The 18,723-nt window shown below is 72.4% G+C and carries 18 protein-coding genes; 8 read left to right on the top strand and 10 right to left on the bottom strand.

Annotated features, from left to right (window positions below):
* Positions 1–12: 12 nt before the first annotated feature.
* The 6 genes from ACIQVL_RS11330 to zapE all read right to left on the bottom strand — a co-directional run bounded on the left by ACIQVL_RS11330 (position 13) and on the right by zapE (position 5,754).
* The gene (locus ACIQVL_RS11330; protein WP_403430371.1) at positions 13–867 is read right to left on the bottom strand and encodes a polysaccharide deacetylase family protein; all 855 of its coding nucleotides are present in this window, start codon (positions 865–867) and stop codon (positions 13–15) included.
* A gap of 64 nt (positions 868–931) precedes the next feature.
* A complete protein-coding gene (locus ACIQVL_RS11325) occupies positions 932–1,768 on the bottom strand; it encodes a slipin family protein (RefSeq protein WP_403430591.1) in 837 nt (278 codons plus the stop codon).
* A 143-nt stretch (positions 1,769–1,911) separates the two neighbouring features.
* A complete protein-coding gene (locus ACIQVL_RS11320) occupies positions 1,912–3,366 on the bottom strand; it encodes a SulP family inorganic anion transporter (RefSeq protein WP_403430369.1) in 1,455 nt (484 codons plus the stop codon).
* An 8-nt stretch (positions 3,367–3,374) separates the two neighbouring features.
* Positions 3,375–3,953 carry a carbonic anhydrase gene (locus tag ACIQVL_RS11315; protein ID WP_403475140.1) on the bottom strand — a complete coding sequence of 193 codons (579 nt, stop codon included), beginning with the start codon at positions 3,951–3,953 and terminating at the stop codon, positions 3,375–3,377.
* Between the two features lie 102 nt (positions 3,954–4,055).
* Complete coding sequence (locus ACIQVL_RS11310) at positions 4,056–4,454, bottom strand: hypothetical protein (RefSeq protein WP_403430365.1); 399 nt, start codon at positions 4,452–4,454, stop codon at positions 4,056–4,058.
* A 193-nt stretch (positions 4,455–4,647) separates the two neighbouring features.
* A complete protein-coding gene (gene zapE / locus ACIQVL_RS11305) occupies positions 4,648–5,754 on the bottom strand; it encodes a cell division protein ZapE (protein ID WP_403475139.1) in 1,107 nt (368 codons plus the stop codon).
* 37 nt (positions 5,755–5,791) lie between these two features.
* Here zapE and ACIQVL_RS11300 point away from each other — a divergent pair, with 37 nt between their 5' ends.
* From ACIQVL_RS11300 to ACIQVL_RS11280, 5 genes are all read left to right on the top strand, one after another.
* Positions 5,792–6,610 carry a pyrimidine reductase family protein gene (locus ACIQVL_RS11300; RefSeq protein ID WP_403430361.1) on the top strand — a complete coding sequence of 273 codons (819 nt, stop codon included), beginning with the start codon at positions 5,792–5,794 and terminating at the stop codon, positions 6,608–6,610.
* A gap of 152 nt (positions 6,611–6,762) precedes the next feature.
* Complete coding sequence (locus ACIQVL_RS11295) at positions 6,763–7,236, top strand: indole-3-glycerol phosphate synthase (RefSeq protein WP_351712262.1); 474 nt, start codon at positions 6,763–6,765, stop codon at positions 7,234–7,236.
* A 195-nt stretch (positions 7,237–7,431) separates the two neighbouring features.
* Complete coding sequence (gene murC, locus ACIQVL_RS11290) at positions 7,432–8,820, top strand: UDP-N-acetylmuramate--L-alanine ligase (RefSeq protein WP_403430358.1); 1,389 nt, start codon at positions 7,432–7,434, stop codon at positions 8,818–8,820.
* Between the two features lie 13 nt (positions 8,821–8,833).
* Entirely contained in the window at positions 8,834–9,241 is a 408-nt protein-coding gene (msrB, locus tag ACIQVL_RS11285) for a peptide-methionine (R)-S-oxide reductase MsrB (protein ID WP_089104691.1), read from the top strand.
* Between the two features lie 153 nt (positions 9,242–9,394).
* Positions 9,395–10,675, top strand: a complete 1,281-nt coding sequence (locus ACIQVL_RS11280) for a PP2C family protein-serine/threonine phosphatase (RefSeq protein ID WP_403430356.1) — start codon at positions 9,395–9,397, stop codon at positions 10,673–10,675.
* A gap of 24 nt (positions 10,676–10,699) precedes the next feature.
* Here ACIQVL_RS11280 and ACIQVL_RS11275 read toward each other — a convergent pair whose 3' ends face one another.
* Both ACIQVL_RS11275 and ACIQVL_RS11270 read right to left on the bottom strand, forming a co-directional pair.
* The gene (locus tag ACIQVL_RS11275) at positions 10,700–12,163 is read right to left on the bottom strand and encodes an ATP-binding protein (protein WP_403475138.1); all 1,464 of its coding nucleotides are present in this window, start codon (positions 12,161–12,163) and stop codon (positions 10,700–10,702) included.
* A complete protein-coding gene (locus ACIQVL_RS11270) occupies positions 12,160–12,855 on the bottom strand; it encodes a response regulator transcription factor (protein ID WP_403430352.1) in 696 nt (231 codons plus the stop codon). The genes ACIQVL_RS11275 and ACIQVL_RS11270 overlap by 4 nt, the downstream gene beginning before the upstream one ends.
* A 151-nt stretch (positions 12,856–13,006) precedes the next feature.
* Between ACIQVL_RS11270 and ACIQVL_RS11265 the strand changes: the two genes are divergently transcribed.
* From ACIQVL_RS11265 to ACIQVL_RS11255, 3 genes are read left to right on the top strand one after another with little or no spacing between them, the layout of a single operon-like run.
* Positions 13,007–14,344, top strand: coding sequence for a ferric reductase-like transmembrane domain-containing protein (locus tag ACIQVL_RS11265; protein WP_403475137.1), 1,338 nt, complete (start codon positions 13,007–13,009; stop codon positions 14,342–14,344).
* A 10-nt stretch (positions 14,345–14,354) separates the two neighbouring features.
* Positions 14,355–14,780 (top strand): FMN-binding protein, encoded by a 426-nt coding sequence (locus ACIQVL_RS11260; protein ID WP_403430348.1) that lies wholly within the window; start codon positions 14,355–14,357, stop codon positions 14,778–14,780.
* A 4-nt stretch (positions 14,781–14,784) separates the two neighbouring features.
* On the top strand, positions 14,785–15,525 hold the full coding sequence (locus ACIQVL_RS11255) for an FAD:protein FMN transferase (protein ID WP_403475136.1): 741 nt from the start codon (positions 14,785–14,787) through the stop codon (positions 15,523–15,525).
* 140 nt (positions 15,526–15,665) lie between these two features.
* Here the strand turns inward: ACIQVL_RS11255 and ACIQVL_RS11250 are convergent, their stop codons facing one another.
* Positions 15,666–17,750: an ArnT family glycosyltransferase gene (locus ACIQVL_RS11250; protein ID WP_403475135.1), complete on the bottom strand. Its 2,085-nt coding sequence runs from the start codon at positions 17,748–17,750 to the stop codon at positions 15,666–15,668.
* Entirely contained in the window at positions 17,747–18,592 is an 846-nt protein-coding gene (locus ACIQVL_RS11245; protein ID WP_403430342.1) for a dolichyl-phosphate beta-glucosyltransferase, read from the bottom strand. The genes ACIQVL_RS11250 and ACIQVL_RS11245 overlap by 4 nt, the downstream gene beginning before the upstream one ends.
* Positions 18,593–18,723 lie beyond the last annotated feature (131 nt).

The raw sequence follows: 18,723 nt of genomic DNA, 5'->3' as shown, positions 1-18,723 counted from the left end.
AGCGTAGGACGGTCACCGGTGCCCCGGCGTCTCCCCGATCAGCTCGGAGACCTTCACGAACCGGAAGCCCCGCCTGCGCAGCTCCGGTACGACGTTCCGTACCACCTGCTCGGTGGTCGGGGCGGCGCTGCGGGTGCAGTGCATGACGACCACGGAACCGGGCTTCACGCCGTCCAGGACCTGCTTGGTCACCGCGTCGGCGTCGGTCGCGAAGGCGTCCCCGCTCACCACGTCCCACTGCACCGCGGTGACCCCGAGCTGGCCGACCGCGCGCAGCGCCTGCCGGTCGTAGCAGCCGCCGGGGAAGCGGAAGTACGGCATCGGGTGCGGCACCCCGGCGCGGAGCAGGGCGGCGTAGGCGCGCTCCACGTCCGACTTCATGTTCGCGGCGGCGACGGTCGGCAGGCCGTAGCAGTCGCCGGTGAAGGCGTAGTGGCTGTAGGAGTGGTTGGCGACCTCGAACTGCGGGTCGTGGCCGAGCGAACGGGCCTGGGCCGGGTACTCGTCGGCCCAGCGCCCGGTCATGAAGACCGTGGCCGGCACCTTCAGCCTGCGCAGGGTCGCGATCAGCGCCGGGTTGTCGAAGTGCTCGCCCTTGGCCGCACGCGGCCCCTGGTCGGCGGTCATGTCGGCGTCGAAGGTCAGGGCGACGGTCTTGCCCAGGTTGCGCGGACCGTTCGTGAAGACGGGTGCCGTACCGCCGGGCCCGAGGGCGAGCGTGGGCGGCGCGGTGGCGGAGGCGGAGGCCCTGGCGGGGGCCGGGGGGCCGGGGTGGGGGGCCTCGGTGGTGCCACAGGCGGCGAGCGCGGCGCCCAGGGCGACACATACGGTGGTCGTACCGGTAAGACGGCGTGCTAGTCGGATCACCGTACGAACGTAGGTCGGTATGTCCGATTTTCCGGTGTGGCGCGACGAGCGGCACGGTGCCGGGTCACCCGGGCGGCGGCCCCGTCCGCACGGTGTTCTCGCCGATCTCGGCCGGGGTGTCGCCGTTCGGCCCCGGCTGCTGCCCGCCGGCCCGCTCCAGGAACCGCAGCAGCTCCACCGGGAACGGCAGGACCAGGGTGGAGTTCTTCTCGGCGGCCACCGCGACGATCGTCTGCAGCAGCCGCAGTTGCAGGGCCGACGGGGTGGCCGCCATCTGCTGGGCCGCCTCGGCCAGTTTCTTCGAGGCCTGGAGTTCGGCGTCGGCGTTGATGATCCGGGCCCGGCGCTCCCGGTCGGCCTCGGCCTGGCGGGCCATCGAGCGCTTCATCGTGTCCGGCAGGGACACGTCCTTGATCTCGACCCGGTCCACCTGCACGCCCCAGCCCACGGCCGGGCTGTCGATCATCAGCTCCAGGCCCTGGTTGAGCTTCTCGCGGTTGGAGAGCAGGTCGTCCAGGTCGCTCTTGCCGATGATGGACCGCAGCGAGGTCTGGGCCATCTGCGAGACGGCGAACTTGTAGTCCTCGACCTTGACCAGCGCACTCACCGCGTCGACCACCCGGAAGTAGACGACCGCGTCCACGCGCACGGTGACGTTGTCGCGGGTGATGCCCTCCTGGGCCGGGACCGGCAGCGTCACGATCTGCAGGTTGACCTTGTACAGCCGGTCCACGAACGGGATCACCAGATTGAAGCCGGGCGTCCGCACGTCACCGGAGACGCGGCCGAGCCGGAACAGCACACCCTGCTCGTACTGCTTGACGACCCGCGCACCGGCGGCCAGGTACAGCACGCCGACACACAGCGCCGCCACCACCGCGACCAGCAGCTCCTGAACCATCACGACCCCCAGGTAAAGAGGACCGATATGTCTGTTGCTGCAACGATATGCCCGGTAGGTCGGTCGGGGCCATGGCCCCGGGCAGCTGGTCCGGGCCGGGGTGCCGAGGGGCGTCGGCACCCCGGCCCGGGGCGGCCGCCGGTTCAGGCGGCCGTGACCTTCACCGGCTCGGTGTCCGCGTCGCTGTGCCGCTGGGCCCAGCTCTCCAGCGCGGTCCGGCAGGCGTGATCGAGGTGGTGCAGCCCGGAGAGGTCCACCCGGATCGGGCGGTCCTGCGGCAGCGCCTCCAGGCTGTCGAGGATCTTCGGCAGCCGCAGGAAGGTCGCGTTGCCCGACAGGTGGGCGTCGATCGGTCCCGCGCCCTTGTCGACGACCTCCAGTTTGATGTGCGAGGCCTCCCAGGCGGTCTTGACGATCGACAGGGCGAGCCCGATCAGCACGCCCTCGAACATGCTCACCACGACGATCGAGACCGCCGTGACGACGAGGACGACCGCCTCGCCCCGGTGCTCGCGCCACAGCACGGCCAGCGCGCGCACCGGGATCAGCTTGGCGCCCGAGTAGACCAGGATCCCGGCCAGCGCCGGGATCGGCAGGTAGCCCAGCACTCCCGGCAGCAGGGCCGCGAACAGCAGCAGCCAGACGCCGTGCAGCACCCGGGACGCCTTGGTGCGGGCGCCCGCCTGCACGTTGGCCGCGCTGCGCACGATCACCGCGGTCATCGGCAGCGCGCCGAGCACCCCGCAGAGCGCGTTGCCCGCGCCCTGGGCGATCAGCTCCTGGTTGTAGCGGGTGCGCGGACCGTTGTGCAGCCGGTCCACGGCCGCCGCGCTGAACAGCGACTCGGCGGACGCGATCAGCGTGAACGCGACGATCGTGCCGATCACCCCGGGGCTCGCCAGCTCGCCGAACGCGCTCAGCGGGGGCGGCTGGACCGAGTCCAGCAGTCCGTGCACCTCGACGGTGGCGACCGGGAGGCTCAGCAGGAAGGCGGCCAGGGTGGCGAGGCCGACGGCGGCCAGCGGCCCGGGGACCGTCCGCACCTTCGCCGGGGCGTGCTTCCACAGCACCAGGACCGCGACCGTGCCCGCACCGAGGGCGAGCGAGGCCAGCGCCCCGCCGTCCCCGAGGGCGTCCAGGAACGCCCCGGGCAGCCCGGCTATCTTGCCGGGGCCGGACGCGGGAGCCTTGGCGGCGAGCGCCGGATACAGCTGACCGGCGATCAGCACCAGACCGATTCCGGCCAGCATGCCCTCGACGACCGAGACCGAGATGGCCCGGAACCAGCGCCCCAGCCGCAGCACGCCCATGGCGATCTGGAGGACACCGGTGACCAGCACGACCACCCCGAGCAGCGGCAGCCCGAACTCCCGCACCGCCTCGAAGACGAGCACGGTCAGGCCGGCGGCCGGCCCCGACACCTGAAGGCTGCTGCCGCGCAGCAGCCCGGTGACGAGACCGCCCACGATGCCGGTGACCAGGCCGAGTTCGGCCGGGACACCGGAGGCGACGGCCACGCCCACGCAGAGCGGGAGCGCGACCAGGAAGACGACGAGAGAGGCGGCGAAGTCCTGACGTATGTAAGGGAACTTGGTCATCGTGGCGCTCACAGGGCCTCGAAGGTGTCGGTGCCGGCGCGGTGTTCGCGCACGGCACCGGTGTGGACCTCGTAGTACCAGCCGCGCAGGGTCAGTTCGCCCGTGGTCAGCTTCTTGTCGATGCAGGGGTACGAGCGCAGCCGCAGCAGCTGGGCGAGCACGTGGTTCTGCACGCCCTCGGCGACGGCCGGGTCCTTAGCCGCACCGCTCGGGCGCGGCTCGGCGCTGGCCAGCCAGTCCCGTACGGCGGGGACGGCGGTCAGGTCGTCGCCGCGCACCAGCGCGCCGACGGCACCGCAGTGCGAGTGCCCGCAGACGACGATGTCGCGGACGCCGAGCACCTCCACGGCGTACTCGATGGTGGCCGCCTCGCTGGTGGGGGTGGTCGAGGCGTACGGCGGGACGATGTTGCCCGCGGTGCGCAGCTCGAAGAGCTCGCCCGGTCGGGCGCCGGTGATCAGGGCCGGGACGACCCGGGAATCGGAGCAGGTGATGAAGAGCACCTGCGGGGACTGGCCTTCGGCCAGCCTGGCGAACTCCTCAGGGCGCTGTCCGAACGTACGGGCGTTGTCGATGAGGGGCTGCATGGTGTGTGGATTCCTCCTGGCGCGCTACTGCGGCGCGTCGGGCTTGCACGACATGTGTGGGGGGATGAAGGGCGCTCGGAGCCCGGGGCAGAGCCCGTCCCGTCAGCAGCGGAAGACCTGGAGCGCGGCCGGTGAGTGGGCTCTCGACGCTCTCGGCGTGCGGTGGTGCCTGGCCGTGGGAGGCACCGGGGTGCGTATGGCCTCGGTGGGCCGTGCGGTGGGCGGACGGTCGTCCGCCCAGCCGGCGGTGGCGCTGCGATGGCGGTCGGCGCTCCGCGGCGGGCCGGACGGCTCGCCGCAGTGGCCCTGGAGGTCGCGCAGGACGTGCGAACCGGCGCGGACGGCCTTCGCCGAGGAGTGCGGCCCGGACTGGGCTTTGGCCTCGACATGACTGAGGGTGTGCGCGGCTGCGAAGGTTGCGGCAGGCGCGAAGAACTGGACGGCGAGCAGGGCGGCGGCCAGGAGCGCGAGCACGGTCCGGGCTGTCGTACCTCGGAACATGAGCCTCCCTCGCGGCAGTTCACGCCTCTCGTGTGCACCAAGCACGGGTCAATGGTTGGTCAAGAAACACGTTAACCCTGCAAAGTTGTTTGCAGGGTTAACTGGGTGTCGCGAGCCGAAGAGAGCGTGAAAAGTGCCGGTGGCGTGGCCTGATCGGGCTCTTGACCCGGAGATCCTGATCGATTATCGACGCCTAGTCGGTGGCTACGAGCCCCTTGGCGTCCCTGGCCAGGGCGGTGAGCCGGGATATCGCGCGGAAGTACTTCTTCCGGTATCCGCCGTTCAGCATCTCCTCGCTGAACAGCTGGTCGAAGGGGAGTCCGGAGGCCAGGACCGGGACCTCGCGGTCGTAGAGCCGGTCCGCCAGGACCACCAGCCGCAGCGCGGTCGACTGGTCGGGCACCGGCCGCACGTCCGTCAGGCAGACGGCACTGAGGCCGTCGGTGAGCGCGCCGTACCGGCTGGGGTGCACCTTGGCGAGGTGGTCCAGGAGGTGCGGGAAGTCGTCGAGCGAGGCCCCCGGGGTGGCGTACGCCGCCTTCGTCACCTGTTCGTCGGAGTACGGCGCCGGTGCCTCGGGCAAGCCGCGGTGGCGGTAGTCCTCGCCGTCGATGCGCAGGGTGCGGAAGCGGGCCGACAGGCCCTGGATCTCGCGCAGGAAGTCGGCGGCGGCGAACCGGCCCTCGCCGAGCTTGCCCGGCAGCGTGTTGGAGGTGGCGGCGAGCGCGACGCCCGCGTCCACCAGGCGGCCGAGCAGCGTCGACACCAGGACCGTGTCACCGGGGTCGTCCAGCTCGAACTCGTCGATGCACAGCAGGCGGTGTCCGGAGAGGGTCTGCACGGTCTGCTGGAAGCCGAGGGCGCCGACCAGGTTGGTCAGCTCCACGAAGGTGCCGAACGCCTTGAGGGCGGGCTCGGCGGGGGTGGCGTGCCAGAGGGAGGCGAGCAGGTGGGTCTTGCCGACGCCGTACCCGCCGTCGAGGTAGACCCCGCGGGGACCGGCCGGCGCCTTGGGCGCCTTCGCCTTGCCGAAGCCGAAGAGGCCGCGCCGGCCGCCGGCCGCCGCGTGCGCCCCGCCGAGACCGCCGGCGAACTCCTCCAGGACCCCTACGGCCTCGGTCTGGCTCGGCTGGTTCGGGTCCGGGAGGTAGGTGGCGAAGCGGACCGAGTCGAAGCGGGGTGGCGGCACCATCTCGGCGACCAGCCGGTCCGCGGGGACGTGCGGCGAACGGGCGCACAGGGACAGCGGGGCCGCGTCGGCTATGGGGCTGACCTCGGATGCGGCGGGAGAAGACGACACGGTTACCCATGCTAGTTGCCGTGCCACACTGCACGACATGCGACGCCTGTTCCCTGTGACCGAACGAACAGCAGCCCAGGCCTCCGGCGGGGTGGCCGAGGGGGTGCGGGCCGACGGTTCCGGTCCCGCCGACCGGGAGTGGAGCCTCGCCGAGCTGGCCCTCGCCTACGCCTATCCCGAGTCCGCCGGGCGGGAGGTGTGGCTGCGGGCCAACATGGTGTCCACGCTCGACGGGGCCGGGCAGCACGACGGGCGGTCGCAGCCCATCTCCGGCGCGGCCGACATGCGGATCTTCGGAACCCTGCGCGGGCTCGCGGACGTCGTCGTCGTGGGCGCGGAAACGGTACGGCAGGAGGGGTACCGGCCGGTACGCGAACGGGCGGAGTTCGCGGGCGCCAGGGCCGCGGCCGGCCAGGGCGTGGTGGCCGCGGTCGCCGTCGTCACCGCGAGCCTCGACCTCGACTTCTCGCTCCCGCTGTTCGCCTCGCCCCTCGTGCCCACGCTGATCCTCACCGGCGCGGCCGCGGCCCCCGACCGCGTCGCCGCCGCCGAGAAGGCCGGCGCCCGCGTGCTGGTCGCCGGTGACGGCGTCGGCGTCGACCCCGCCCGCGCGGTCGGTGCCCTGGCCGGTCTCGGCCACACCCGGCTGCTCACCGAGGGCGGCCCCCGGCTGCTCGGGCAGTTCGTCGCCGCCGGTGTCCTCGACGAGCTGTGCCTGACCGTCTCCCCGATGCTCACGGCGGGCGACGCGCAGCGGATCGCCGGGGGGCCCGGTGTCGCCGTACCCCAGCGCTTCGAACTAGTGTCCCTCCTGGAAGAGGCCGGATTCCTGTTCGGTCGCTACCGCCGGTCCTGAAATCAGCGGAATATTCCGTTCCGCTTAGCTTCCGACGGGCAAACTGAATCCGGCAGTACCCGTGCGATCGCGGGGCAGGATGGTTTCCGCAGGGGTGCCGGCCCCACGGAGGACAGAGGGTCGAGCGGCCCTCTAGGGAGAAGAGGCGCCTGGTGTTCACAAGCGTTCTGATGATCGAGAAGGCCCTGACGTCCGCCGACGTGGAGTTCGTCACCACCTTGCACGGGGACGAGCAGGTCGCCTTCCACGTACTGCTCCAGCCGCGCGGCGACCAGGCGGACCGTCTGCTGCGGGCCATCGACGACATCGCACTCGGCGAACTCGACGAGGCCACGCGCGAGCGGGAGACGCCGGAGGGGGACGCGGCGAAGGGCCCTGCGGAGCAGGCGCTGGACGTGTCCCTGACGGCCCTGCGGGCGGCGGGCAGCACCGCGGAGGGGCGGATGGTCGAGGACCACCCGCTGGACGCGCTGCGGAAGCTGGTGGAAGAGGTGGGCGCGGACGAGGTGATCGTGCTGACCGATCCGCACTACGTGGAGGAGTTCTTCCACCGGGACTGGGCGTCGCGGGCGCGGCACAAGGTGGGGGTGCCGGTGCTGAAGCTGTTCTCGCACAGCAAGGCGTAGGTGCGGTGGGGGCGGTGCGGTGCGTTCCCGGCTGCGGGTGCGTCGTGGCTTGTCGCGCAGTTCCTCCCCCAGGCTTCGGCCGGGGTACCCCCAGCGCCCCTGGGCGGGTGTGCCTCGCGTCCCTTGCGAAGTGACCCGTGGTGCAGCACATAGGCTAGGGCTGCTTTCGCACGTCACCGTCTCTGGGAGAAACACATGGCACCCGGGCTTCCTTCCGCCATGGAGCGTCCGCACTTCATCGGGATCGGCGGCGCCGGGATGTCGGGGATCGCCAAGATCCTCGCCCAGCGCGGGGCCGCGGTGGCCGGCAGCGACGCGAAGGAGTCGGAGACCGCCGGGGCGCTGCGGGCGCTCGGCGTGACCGTGCACATCGGGCACGCCGCCGGGCACCTCGCCGACGACGCCAGCTGTGTCGTCGTGTCCTCGGCGATCCGGAAGGACAACCCCGAGCTGGCTCGCGCCGCCGAGCTGGGCGTCCCGGTGGTGCACCGCTCCGACGCCCTCGCCGCCCTGATGGACGGCCTGCGTCCGATCGCGGTCGCCGGCACGCACGGCAAGACCACCACCACGTCGATGCTCGCGGTGTCCCTGACCGCGCTGGGCCGCGAGCCCTCGTACGCCATCGGCGGCGACCTCGACGCCCCCGGCTCCAACGCCCTGCACGGCGAGGGCGAGATCTTCGTCGCCGAGGCGGACGAATCCGACCGCAGCTTCCACAAGTATGCGCCCGAAGTCGCCATCGTCCTCAACGTGGAGCTCGACCACCACGCCAACTACGCCTCGATGGACGAGATCTACGAGTCCTTCGAGACCTTCGCCGGCCGGATCGTGCCCGGCGGCACGCTGGTGGTCAACGCCGACCACGAGGGGGCGCGCGAGCTGACCCGGCGGGTGGCCTGCAAGGTCAACACGGTGACGTACGGCGAGTCCGCGGACGCCGACGTCCGGGTGCTGTCCGTCGTACCGCAGGGTCTGAAGAGCGAGGTCACCGTCCTCCTGGACGGCACCGAGCTGACCTTCACGGTCTCCGTCCCCGGCCGGCACTACGCGCACAACGCGGTCGCCGCGCTGGCCGCGGGCGTGGCCCTGGGGATCCCGGCCGCCGAACTCGCCCCCGCCCTGGCCGCCTACACCGGGGTGAAGCGGCGCCTCCAGCTCAAGGGCGAGGCGGCCGGCGTCCAGGTGATCGACTCCTACGCACACCACCCGACCGAGATGACCGCCGACCTGGAGGCCATGCGCGGCGCCGCCGGCGACGCCCGGATCCTGGTCGTCTTCCAGCCGCACCTGTTCTCCCGCACCCAGGAGCTGGGCAAGGAGATGGGCGACGCGCTGGCCCTCGCGGACGCCTCGGTCGTCCTCGACATCTACCCGGCGCGTGAGGACCCGATCCCCGGCGTCACCAGCGAGCTGATCATCGAGGCGGCGCGGGCCGCGGGCGCCGACGTGACCGCCGTGCACGACAAGGACGAGGTTCCCGGCGTGGTCGCGGGAATGACGAAGCCCGGTGATCTGGTTCTCACCATGGGCGCGGGAGATGTGACCGACCTGGGCCCGAGGATCCTGGAACGCCTGGCGAAGTGAGGGGCTGAGAGTCATGTCGTACGACGTCGAGAAGCCGGACGAGCAGTGGCGGGCGGAGCTGTCGCCGGCCGAGTACGCCGTGCTGCGTCAGGCGGCGACCGAGCCGGCCTTCAGGGGTGAGTACACCGACACCAAGACCAAGGGCGTGTACTCCTGTCGCGCCTGTGGTGCCGAACTGTTCACCTCCGGCACGAAGTTCGAGTCCCACTGCGGGTGGCCGAGCTTCTACGACCCCAAGGACACCGACGCGGTCGAGCTGATCGAGGACCGCACGCACGGGATGGTGCGCACCGAGGTGCGCTGCGCGCGCTGCGGCTCGCATCTCGGGCACGTGTTCGAGGGCGAGGGGTATGCCACCCCGACCGACCAGCGGTACTGCATCAACTCGATCTCGCTGCGGCTGACCGCCGACGAGAGCTGAGTCGGGCCGGGCCCGTCACCGGACGGGCCCGTGGGCCCGGCGGCGGGTGGCGAGTGCCACCACGCCGCCCGCGACGGACGCCGGACGGGGTCCGGCACCGTGTGTTCGCAGGCGGCTGGTGCCCGGACCGGCGCAGTTTGAGACTCTGTGAGGGTGTCGGGTGTCGCGCGATGGTTCCAGGGCCGTAGGGGACCCGCGTCCGCCGACGGCCCGGACGGGCTCGCCGCGGACGCCGACCCCGCCGCGCCGTTCAGGGCGCTGCGCGCGGCCGCGGCCGGCATCGGCACCAGCCTGGACGAGTCCACCACCTGTACGGAACTGACCCGGGCGGCGGTACGGCTGGCCGGCGGCTGCGCGGCCGTGATGCGGCGGGTCGGCGACACCGTCTCCGGCTACGAGTCGATCGCCGGCGACGCCGATCTGCTGCCCGACGCCCGCTGGGCCACCGCGGTCGCCCGGGACGCGGGCACCCCGGCGGCCGACAACTGGACGGACCCGTGGCTGGCCCGCCCGCTCGGCAGCCACCTCCGCCCGGCCCTGTGCGTCCCCCTGACCAGCGGCTCCGACCAGTACGGCGTCCTGGTCTGCGCCCGCGAGGGGGCGGCGTTCGCCCGCGCGGAGGCCGAACTGCTCGCGCTCCTCGCCGAACGCGCCGCCTCCCACATCCGGCACGCCCGCGAGTACGACCTGGTCAACCGCACCGCCGCCGACCTGCAACGCGCCCTGCTCTCCGAGCCGGGCCGGCCGCACCCGAACCTGGACGTGTCGATCCGCTACCTCCCGGCCGGCGGGCGGGTACTGGTCGGCGGCGACTGGTGCGAGACCGTACGGCTGCACTTCGGGCGCACGCTGCTCGTCGTCGGCGACGTGATGGGCCACGGGCTTGAGGCCGCCGTCGACATGAACGCGTACCGCTCCTCACTGCGGTACATCGCCTCCTCCGAGCTGCCGCCGCACCGGGTGCTGCGCCAACTGGACGACATCGCCGCCAACGAGGCGGACCGCAGACCGGCCACCTGCCTGCTGGTGCGCGTCGACCCCGGCCGCGGGCAGGTCACCCTGGCCAGCGCCGGCCACCTGCCGCCCGCGCTGATCACCGCGCGCGGCAGTACCGCGCTCCTGCAGGTCCCCGTCGGCCCGCCGCTGGGCACCGGCTTCGGCGGCTACGAGTCGGCCACCCACCGGATCGAACCCGACGAGGCGCTGGTGCTCTTCACGGACGGCCTGGTGGAACACCGCGGCGAGGACATCGACCGCTCCCTGCACCGCCTCGCCGAACTGCACTTCACCCCCGCCGTCGACGTCGACGGCCTGCTGGAGTCCATCCTCACCCGTCTCGACGCGCGGCACGCCGAGGACGACGTCGCGGTGCTGGCGGCGCGTCCGCATCCCCGGCAGGGCGGGTTCAGCTCCGTGGAGGAGGCGGGGGACTGAGCGCCCCGCCGGCGCTGCCGAAGCTCAGCCGCCGGTGCCGGGCGTCGCCGGTTTCCTGGGCAGCGTCAGGGTGAACACCGTGGTCCCCTCCGATCCGTCGCCCAGCCCGATGGTCCCGCCGTGCGCCTCCACCAGCGCCCGGGCCACCGACAGGCCGAGCCCGCTGCCGCCGCGGTCCCGGCTGCGGGCCTTGTCGACGCGGTAGAAGCGGTCGAAGACCCGGGCGCGGTCGCCGGCCGGGATGCCGGGGCCGTGGTCGGTGACGCTCACCGACGCCGACTCCGCGGTGACCGTGACCGCGACGGAGACCGGGGTGCCGCTGGGCGTGTGGACGGCCGCGTTGGTGAGGAGGTTGTCCAGCACCTGGCGGATCCGGACCGGATCGAGGCGGACCGGCACCGGGTCCGGGCCGGCGCGCACCGCCAGCGGGTGGTCGGCGTGGGCGGCGCGGAAGGCGTCGGCGGCCTCCCGGACCAGTTCCGTCAGGTCGGCCTGCTCCAGCCGCAGCGGGGTCTCCACCTCGGCCGCGTCGAGCCGGGCGAGGAGCAGCAGGTCGTCGAGGAGCACGCCCATCCGGGCCGCCTCCGCGCGCAGCCGCGCCAGGTGCCGCTCGCGCTCCTCGGGCTCGTTGGCGGCGGCGTACTGGAAGAGGTCGGCGTACCCGCGTACCGACATCAGCGGGGTACGCAGCTCGTGCGAGGCGTCCGCGACGAACCGGCGCAGTCGCTGCTCGGCCTCGGCGCGCACGGCCAGCGAGTCGTCGATGTGCTCCAGCATCGTGTTGAACGCGGTGCGCAGCTCCTCGACCTCGGGGCCGCCGCCCCGCTTCGCCGCGCGCAGCGGCAGCCGGGCCGCCGACTCCGTCAGGTTGTGCGAGGCGATGCCGTGCGCGGTGTGCGCCATGTCGCTCAGCGGTTCGAGACCGTGCCGCAGCAGCCGGCGGCCGAACACCACCAGCGCCAGCAGCGCCAGCCCGAACGCGACCACCTGGACCGTCACCAGCTGCCTCACCGTGGCGTCGATGCTGTTCGTCGGCGCCCCGCTGACCAGCACCACCCCCGGCTCCACCTCGCAGCCGCGCAGCCGGTACTCGCCCTCGCCGGTCAGGTCCCGGGTGCGCAGCACCTCGGTGCCCGCGGCGATCTGCGCCTTCGCCACCGAGGTGAGCGGGGCGATGTCCGCGGGCAGGTCGCTGCTCTCCTCGGGCTTGCGCAGCACCGGCGCGCCGCCCGAGACGTCGTACACGGCGTAGTACCAGTGGTAGTACTTCTTGCCCTGGAGCGTGCCGTTCTGCGCGATGCTCTTGGACTGGGCGACCTGGGCCAGCCCCAGCTGGTCGTCCAGCTGGGCCGACAGGTAGTCCCGCATGTACATCGTCAGCGACGTGCCGACGACCGCGAACACCACCAGTGCCAGCGCGCCGAGCCCCAGCGCCAGCCGGGTGCCGAGCCGCATCGCCCGGTACGAGCGCCGCAGCCGGGCGATCACTCCGCCGCCTGCTGCCGTATGACGTACCCGAAGCCGCGCACCGTGTGGATCAGCGACTCCCCGCCGTCCTCGTCCATCTTGCGGCGCAGCCGGCTCACCACCAGCTCCACCACGTTCGACCGGCCGCCGAAGCCGTACTCCCACACGTGGTCGAGGATCTGCGCCTTGGTGAGCACGGTCGGCGACTTGCGCATCAGGTAGCGCAGTACCTCGAACTCGGTCGGGGTCAGGGAGAGCAGCCGGTCGCCGCGGCGCACCTCGCGGGTGTCCTCGTCCATCGTCAGGTCGGCGACCCGCAGCACCGAGCGCTGGAAGCCGGGACCCGCGCTGCGCCGCAGGACCGTCCGCAGCCGGGCCATCAGCTCCTCCACCGCGAACGGCTTGACCAGGTAGTCGTCCCCGCCCCGGGTCAGCCCTGCGACCCGGTCGGCGACGCCGTCGCGGGCCGTGAGGAACACCACCGGCACCATCGTCCCGGAGTGCCGCAGCCGGTCGAGGACACCGAAGCCGTCGAGGTCGGGCAGCATCAGGTCGAGCACGACGATGTCCGGCCGGAACTCGGCGGCCCGCACCAGCGCGTCCTCACCGGAATACGCGGTGACCGCGTCCCAGCCCTCGTACCGCGCGACCGTCGCGACCAGGTCGGCGATCGGCGGGTCGTCGTCCACGACGAGGAGTCGTACTTTTTCCACCCGCTCATACTGCGGCACGCGGCCGTGGACGCCAGACCCGTGCTCACACCGAGGACACATCGATAACCAGTTGAAAGTCGTCCGACAGGAAAACGACAGCAGTCACGGGTGAAGCTCGACTCCCAGGACCCGATCAAGGAGCTGCCCACCCGTGACGACCGTCCAATCACCCCCTGCGCCCCCCACGGCGATACGCCCCAGGGTGGTGGCCCGCACGAGCCTGTACGCCGTGCTCGCCGCGAACGCGGCCGTGGTCGCCTACTTCTTCGCCCAGGCGGGCTTCGCCTCCAACGCCCTGATCGTCATCGGCCGCTTCTTCGGCCTCTACGGCGCCCTCGTCATGGCCTTCCAGCTGGTGCTGGTGGCCCGGCTGCCCTGGCTGGACCGCCGGATCGGCATGGACCGGCTGACCTCCTGGCACCGCTGGACCGGCTTCGCCCTGCTGTGGACGCTGCTCGCGCACGCCGTCTTCATCAGCTTCGGCTACGCCGACGGCGCGGGCGTCGGCCCGGTGAGCGAGCTGGTCGACCTCGCGGAGACCACGGAGGGCGTGCTCCGGGCCGTGGTCGCGCTGGGCATCATCCTGGTGGTCGGCGCCGTCTCGGCCCGCTACGCCCGCCGCCGGCTCGCCTACGAGACCTGGCACTTCATCCACCTCTACACCTACGTGGCCGTGGTGCTCGCCTTCAGCCACCAGGTCGCGGTCGGCACGACCTTCACGTCGTCGCCGGTCGCGAAGACGTACTGGTACGCGGTGTGGGGCGTGGCGCTCGGCGCGGTGGCCCTGGGCCGCCTGGTCCTTCCTCTGTGGCGCAATTACCGGCACCAGTTCCGGGTCTCCGCCGTCGTCTCCGAGTCGGACAACGTCGTCTCGGTCCACGTCACCGGCCGCGACCTCGACCGGCTGGGCGCCAAGGCCGGACAGTTCTTCCTGTGGCGGTTCCTCACCAAGGACCGCTGGTGGCAGGCGAACCCCTTCTCCCTCTCCGCCGCCCCCGACGGGCGCACCCTGCGTCTGACCGCCAAGGCCGCGGGCGACGGCAGCGCGGGCCTGCGCCACCTCAAGGTCGGCACCCGCGTCTTCGCCGAGGGCCCCTACGGCGCCTTCACCGCCCTGCACCGGCAGAAGACCGAGTCCCTGCTCATCGCGGGCGGCGTCGGTGTCACCCCGATCCGCGCGCTCCTGGAGGACCTCGAAGGCCACGCGGTCGTCATCTACCGCGTCTCCGCCGACCGGGACGCCGTCCTCTACGACGAACTCCGCGATCTCGCCGTCGCCAAGGGTGCCGAACTCCACCTGGTCACCGGGCCGCCGGTGCCGGACAAGCTGGCGGCGCGCGAACTGGCGCAGCTCGTGCCGGACATCGCCGACCGGGACGTCTTCCTGTGCGGGCCGCCCCCGATGATGAACGCGGTGCTGCGCAGCCTGGGCGACCTGGGCGTGCCCAAGCCGCAGATCCACTTCGAGCGTTTCAGCCTGGCGGGATGAGAGAGACACCGTGAAGCGAGCCATACCAGTCGTCGCCCTGAGCATCGCGGGCCTGGTCCCCGTCTGGCGCTACGAGCCGTCGATCGGCGGTACGACGTCCTCCGCGTCCTCCGCCGCCGAGCCCGTCACCACCCCGTCGGCGACCTCGACCACCGCCTCGGGCGCTGCCGGGTCGGCCGGTTCGGTCGTCAAGGGCACCACCGTGAACACGGACAAGGGTCCGGTGCAGGTCCAGGTGACCTTCTCCGGAGACAGGATCTCCGCGGTCGCGATGCTCCAGCAGCCGAACCACCCACAGACGGCGGCCGCGGTGCCGGTACTGATATCGGAGACACTGAAGGCACAGAGCGCGGACGTGGACACCGTGTCCGGGGCGACGATCACCAGCGACGCCTACAAGGAGTCCCTCCAGGCCGCGATCGACGCGAAGGGCTGAGCGCATGCGGCGGGTCGAACACGTCATGGGCTTCCCCGTGTCCCTGCGGATCGACGACGAGGGGGACCACGAGGAAGCCGCGGACGCCGTGTTCGCCTGGCTGCGCGAGGTCGACGAGCGGTTCAGCCCGTTCCGGCCGGACAGTGAGGTCTGCCGCCTCGACCGGGGCGAGATCGCCGGGGCCGAGGTGAGTCCCGGCCTCGCCGAGGTGCTCGCGCTGTGCGAGGAGTACCGGCTGGCGACCGGGGGCGCGTTCGACGTACGGCTGCCGGGGCGGGGCCTCGACCCGTGCGCCGTGGTCAAGGGCTGGTCGGTGCAGCGGGCGGCGGACCTGCTGTCGGCGGCCGGGGCACGCCGGTTCGTGCTGAACGCCGGCGGTGACGTGGTCGCCGCCGACGGACCCTGGCGGGTGGGGGTACGGCACCCCGAGCACGCCGACCGGCTGTGCACGGTCCTCGAACTCACCGACGGGGCGGTCGCCACCTCCGCCCGCTACGAGCGCGGCGACCACATCGTCGACGGCCGTACCGGGCGTCCGGCGACCGGCCTGCTCAGCCTGACGGTCGTCGCCCCCTCGCTGACCGAGGCGGACTCCGTGGCCACGGCCGGTTTCGCGATGGGCGCCGAGGGCGTGGCGTGGGCGGCCGCGCGCCCCGGCTGCGAGGTGTTCGCCGTGGACGCCGGGCGGCAGGTGCTGCGGACGGCGGGTTTCCCGGCCGCGGACCAGCGGCCGACGGCCGCCTGACGCGCCCCGGCGCCGCTCCCGGGCGGTCGTGCGGGCCGGGGCGTGGGTCACCACCGGGCCGAGGACCTGGATGCGAACGGCGAGCGGGTGGGCCGCCGGTGGGGAACACCGGCGGCCCACCCGCACCGGGGGACGGGGGGTCAGCCCACGTCGGAGGCGTCCAGGCGGTACAGGCCGCTGTAGGCGCTCACGGCCGTGCCGTGCTTCTTCACCCAGGTCGCGATCTGCGAGTCGGTGCCCTGGCCGCCGTCGCTGCTCACGACGACGTAGTGCAGCTTGCCGGCCTTCACCAGGCTCTTGAGCTTGGCGAGGGTCATCGCGTTGTCGCTTCCGGACCAGCCGCCCATCGAGATGACGGGCTGTCCGGACTCCAGGATGATCGAGGACGCGGTCTGGTCGGTGGCGACCGCGACCAGCCAGGTGGCGCCGTCCTGGTGCTTCTTCAGGTACGTGATCATCGCGGAGCTGACCTGGCTGCCGCCGCCCATGCCTCCGGAGGTCCGGCCGGACTGCGACTGGCCGGCGGAGTCGGTGCCGGAGCCGGAGCCGGTGCTTCCCGTGGCGGTCGGCGGCTGCCCCATGGACTGGCTGCCGGAGCTTCCGGAGCTTGCGGTGCCGCTCGGGGCGGTGCCGCTCCTGGTCCCGCTCGGCGCGCTCCCGCTCGGGCGCTGGCCGCCTCCGCCGCCCATGCCGCCACCGGTGCTGGGCCCGGCCGTCGGGTTGGTGCCGTTGGTGCTCGCGCTGGTGGCCGCGGAGACGGAGTAGGCGGCGGGACCGGCCAGCAGGGCGACGACCGCCGCCACCGTCGCGAGGCCCAGCAGCCGCTGCCGCTTCATGAACCGCCCGGCCAGCAGCCCGGCCACCGCGACCGCGCCGCCCAGCGCGACCACCGCCTCGGCGACCGTGTACACGGTGCCGGACCCGGAGACCCGCTGGAGCAGGACGACCGCCCAGACCGCGCCGGCGCCGACGGCCACCGGGAGCACCCAGCCCCACTTCGCGGCCGAGCCTTCCCGGAAGGCCTGGTGGAGCAGGACCCCGCCGGCGCCGGCCAGGGCGGCGATCCCCGGCGCCATGGCGGTGACGTAGTACGGGTGGAAGGTGCCCTCGGCGAGGGAGAAGGTCAGGAAGTGCAGGACGAACCAGCCGCCCCACAGCATGAGGGCCGCGCGCCTGGCGTCGGTGCGCGGCGCCCGGCCGCGCAGCACCAGGCCGCCGACGAGGGCGATCGCGGCGAACGGGATCAGCCAGGAGATCTGGCCGCCCATGATGTCGTTGAACATCCGGTACAGACCCGAACTGCCGCCGAAGCTCGCGCCGTTGCCCTGCGAGCCCACCGAGGAACTCGCCCCGAAGATCCGGCCGAAGCCGTTGTAGCCGATGACCAGGTCCCACACCGTGTTGTCGGTGGAGCCGCCGATGTAGGGCCGCGAGGAGGCCGGGATCAGGTCGACGATCACCATCCACCAGGCACTGCTCACGACCAACGCGACCGTGGCGACGGCGAGGTTGCGGACGCGCCTGCCCAACGACGCGTTCGCGGCCCACAGGTAGACCAGGAAGAACGCGGGCAGCACGACGTACGCCTGCATCATCTTGGTGTTGAACGCGAAGCCGATGGCGACGGCGGACCAGACCAGCGGCATCAGCCTGCCCGTGCGCACGGCCTTCAGCAGGGCGGCCGCACCGAGCAGCATCAGGAGGACCAGGACCGGGTCGGGGTTGGTGTCGCGGTTGATGGCGACGGTGGTGGGCGTGAGCGTCAGCACCAGCGCGGCGATCGTGCCGGCCACGACGCCGAAGTCCCGCTTGACCAGGCGGTACAGCAGGCCGACCGAGCCGACCCCCACGGCCACCATCGGCAGCATCAACTGCCAGGTGCCGTACCCGAAGGCGCGGGCGGACAGGCCCATCACCCAGAGGGCGAAGGGGGGTTTGTCGACGGTGATGAAGCTGCCGGAGTCCAGGGCGCCGAAGAAGAACGCCTTCCAGCTCTTGGTGCCGGAGTAGACCGCCGCGTCGTAGAAGGTGTTGCCGGTGATGGACGAGAGGTTCCAGGCGTACAGGGCGGTGGCCAGGAGCAGGATCGCCCACAGGGCCGGGCGGGCCCAGCGCGGGTCCTCCGGGGCGCCCAGGAAGAGCCTTCGGGCACGGGAGACCGGCGGGGCGGCGGCCCGGTGCCGGCCGTCCTGGACCGGGGCGGGAGGCGGGGCGAGGGTCGTCATGACGCGTACTCCATGGGCTCGACGGCGGTGGCTGCCCCGGCGGGCAGGGCCGTGACGTTCTGGGGGACGGTGGTGCGGCGGGGTACGGCGGGGACGCGGGTGCGGCCGGTGACGGTGGCCCGGAGCATGCGGGCCATGCCCTTGAGGTCGTCGAGGGCGGTGCGGACGATGTCGACCCGGCTGTCGGGGTCGTCGACCCAGTCGACCGGGACCTCGTGCACACGCAGCCCGTTGCGCTGGGCGAGCACGAGGAGTTCGGTGTCGAAGAACCAGGCGGTGTCCTCGATGTGCGGGGCGAGGGCGCGGAAGACGTCGGTGCGGACGGCCTTGAAACCGCACTGCGCGTCCGAGAAGCGGGCGCCGAGGCCTGCCTTGAGGAGCAGGTTGTAGGAGCGTGAGACGAACTCCCGCTTCGGGCCGCGGACCACCGCCGACTGCCGGTGCAGCCGGCTGCCGATGGCGAGGTCGCTGTGGCCGGAGAGAAGGGGTGCGACCAGGGGCAGGAAGCCGTCGAGTCCGGTGGAGAGGTCGACGTCCATGTAGGCGACGACGTCGGCCGTGGACCGGCTCCACACGTGGTTCAGGGCGCGGCCCCGGCCCTTCTCCTCCAGCCGCCGTGCGTGGACGTGCGGCAGGCGCAGGGTCAGGTCGGTCGCCACCGTCCAAGTGGCGTCCGTGCTCGCGTTGTCCGCGATCGTGATGCGGAACGGGAACGGGAAGGAGTCTTCGAGGTATGCGTGGAGACGGCCGATGCTGCCGGCGAGGACGTGCGCCTCGTTGTAGACCGGCACCACGATCTCGACCGACCGGCGGCGGACGCCTCCCGCGTTCGTTTCGTTCATGACCATGACGATCGGGGCGCTGTCTGGGGCGGTCCTGAGGCTTCACTGAGCGGGGAATGAGAATCAGGGAACTCACAGGTGCCGCACAGTGTCCGGCCGGTAGGTCACAAACTGAAGAGGATCAGTCAGTC

Origin of the sequence: Streptomyces sp. NPDC090499 (genome assembly GCF_044769305.1) — a bacterium.
In the GTDB taxonomy this organism is placed as follows: Bacteria; Actinomycetota; Actinomycetes; order Streptomycetales; family Streptomycetaceae; genus Streptomyces.
The sequence above is the reverse complement of the archived record's forward strand: the minus strand, read 5'-3'. Positions and strand labels throughout refer to the sequence as shown.

What these genes read in the sequence shown, in the direction of transcription:
- ACIQVL_RS11325 (WP_403430591.1), bottom strand. Translation starts at nt 1,768, where the DNA reads ATGGTTCAGGAGCTGCTGGTCGCGGTGGTGGCGGCGCTGTGTGTCGGC.
- ACIQVL_RS11320 (WP_403430369.1), bottom strand. Translation starts at nt 3,366, where the DNA reads ATGACCAAGTTCCCTTACATACGTCAGGACTTCGCCGCCTCTCTCGTC.
- ACIQVL_RS11315 (WP_403475140.1), bottom strand. Translation starts at nt 3,953, where the DNA reads ATGCAGCCCCTCATCGACAACGCCCGTACGTTCGGACAGCGCCCTGAG.
- ACIQVL_RS11310 (WP_403430365.1), bottom strand. Translation starts at nt 4,454, where the DNA reads ATGTTCCGAGGTACGACAGCCCGGACCGTGCTCGCGCTCCTGGCCGCC.
- ACIQVL_RS11300 (WP_403430361.1), top strand. Translation starts at nt 5,792, where the DNA reads ATGCGACGCCTGTTCCCTGTGACCGAACGAACAGCAGCCCAGGCCTCC.
- murC (WP_403430358.1), top strand. Translation starts at nt 7,432, where the DNA reads ATGGCACCCGGGCTTCCTTCCGCCATGGAGCGTCCGCACTTCATCGGG.
- msrB (WP_089104691.1), top strand. Translation starts at nt 8,834, where the DNA reads ATGTCGTACGACGTCGAGAAGCCGGACGAGCAGTGGCGGGCGGAGCTG.
- ACIQVL_RS11255 (WP_403475136.1), top strand. Translation starts at nt 14,785, where the DNA reads ATGCGGCGGGTCGAACACGTCATGGGCTTCCCCGTGTCCCTGCGGATC.
- ACIQVL_RS11250 (WP_403475135.1), bottom strand. Translation starts at nt 17,750, where the DNA reads ATGACGACCCTCGCCCCGCCTCCCGCCCCGGTCCAGGACGGCCGGCAC.
- ACIQVL_RS11245 (WP_403430342.1), bottom strand. Translation starts at nt 18,592, where the DNA reads ATGAACGAAACGAACGCGGGAGGCGTCCGCCGCCGGTCGGTCGAGATC.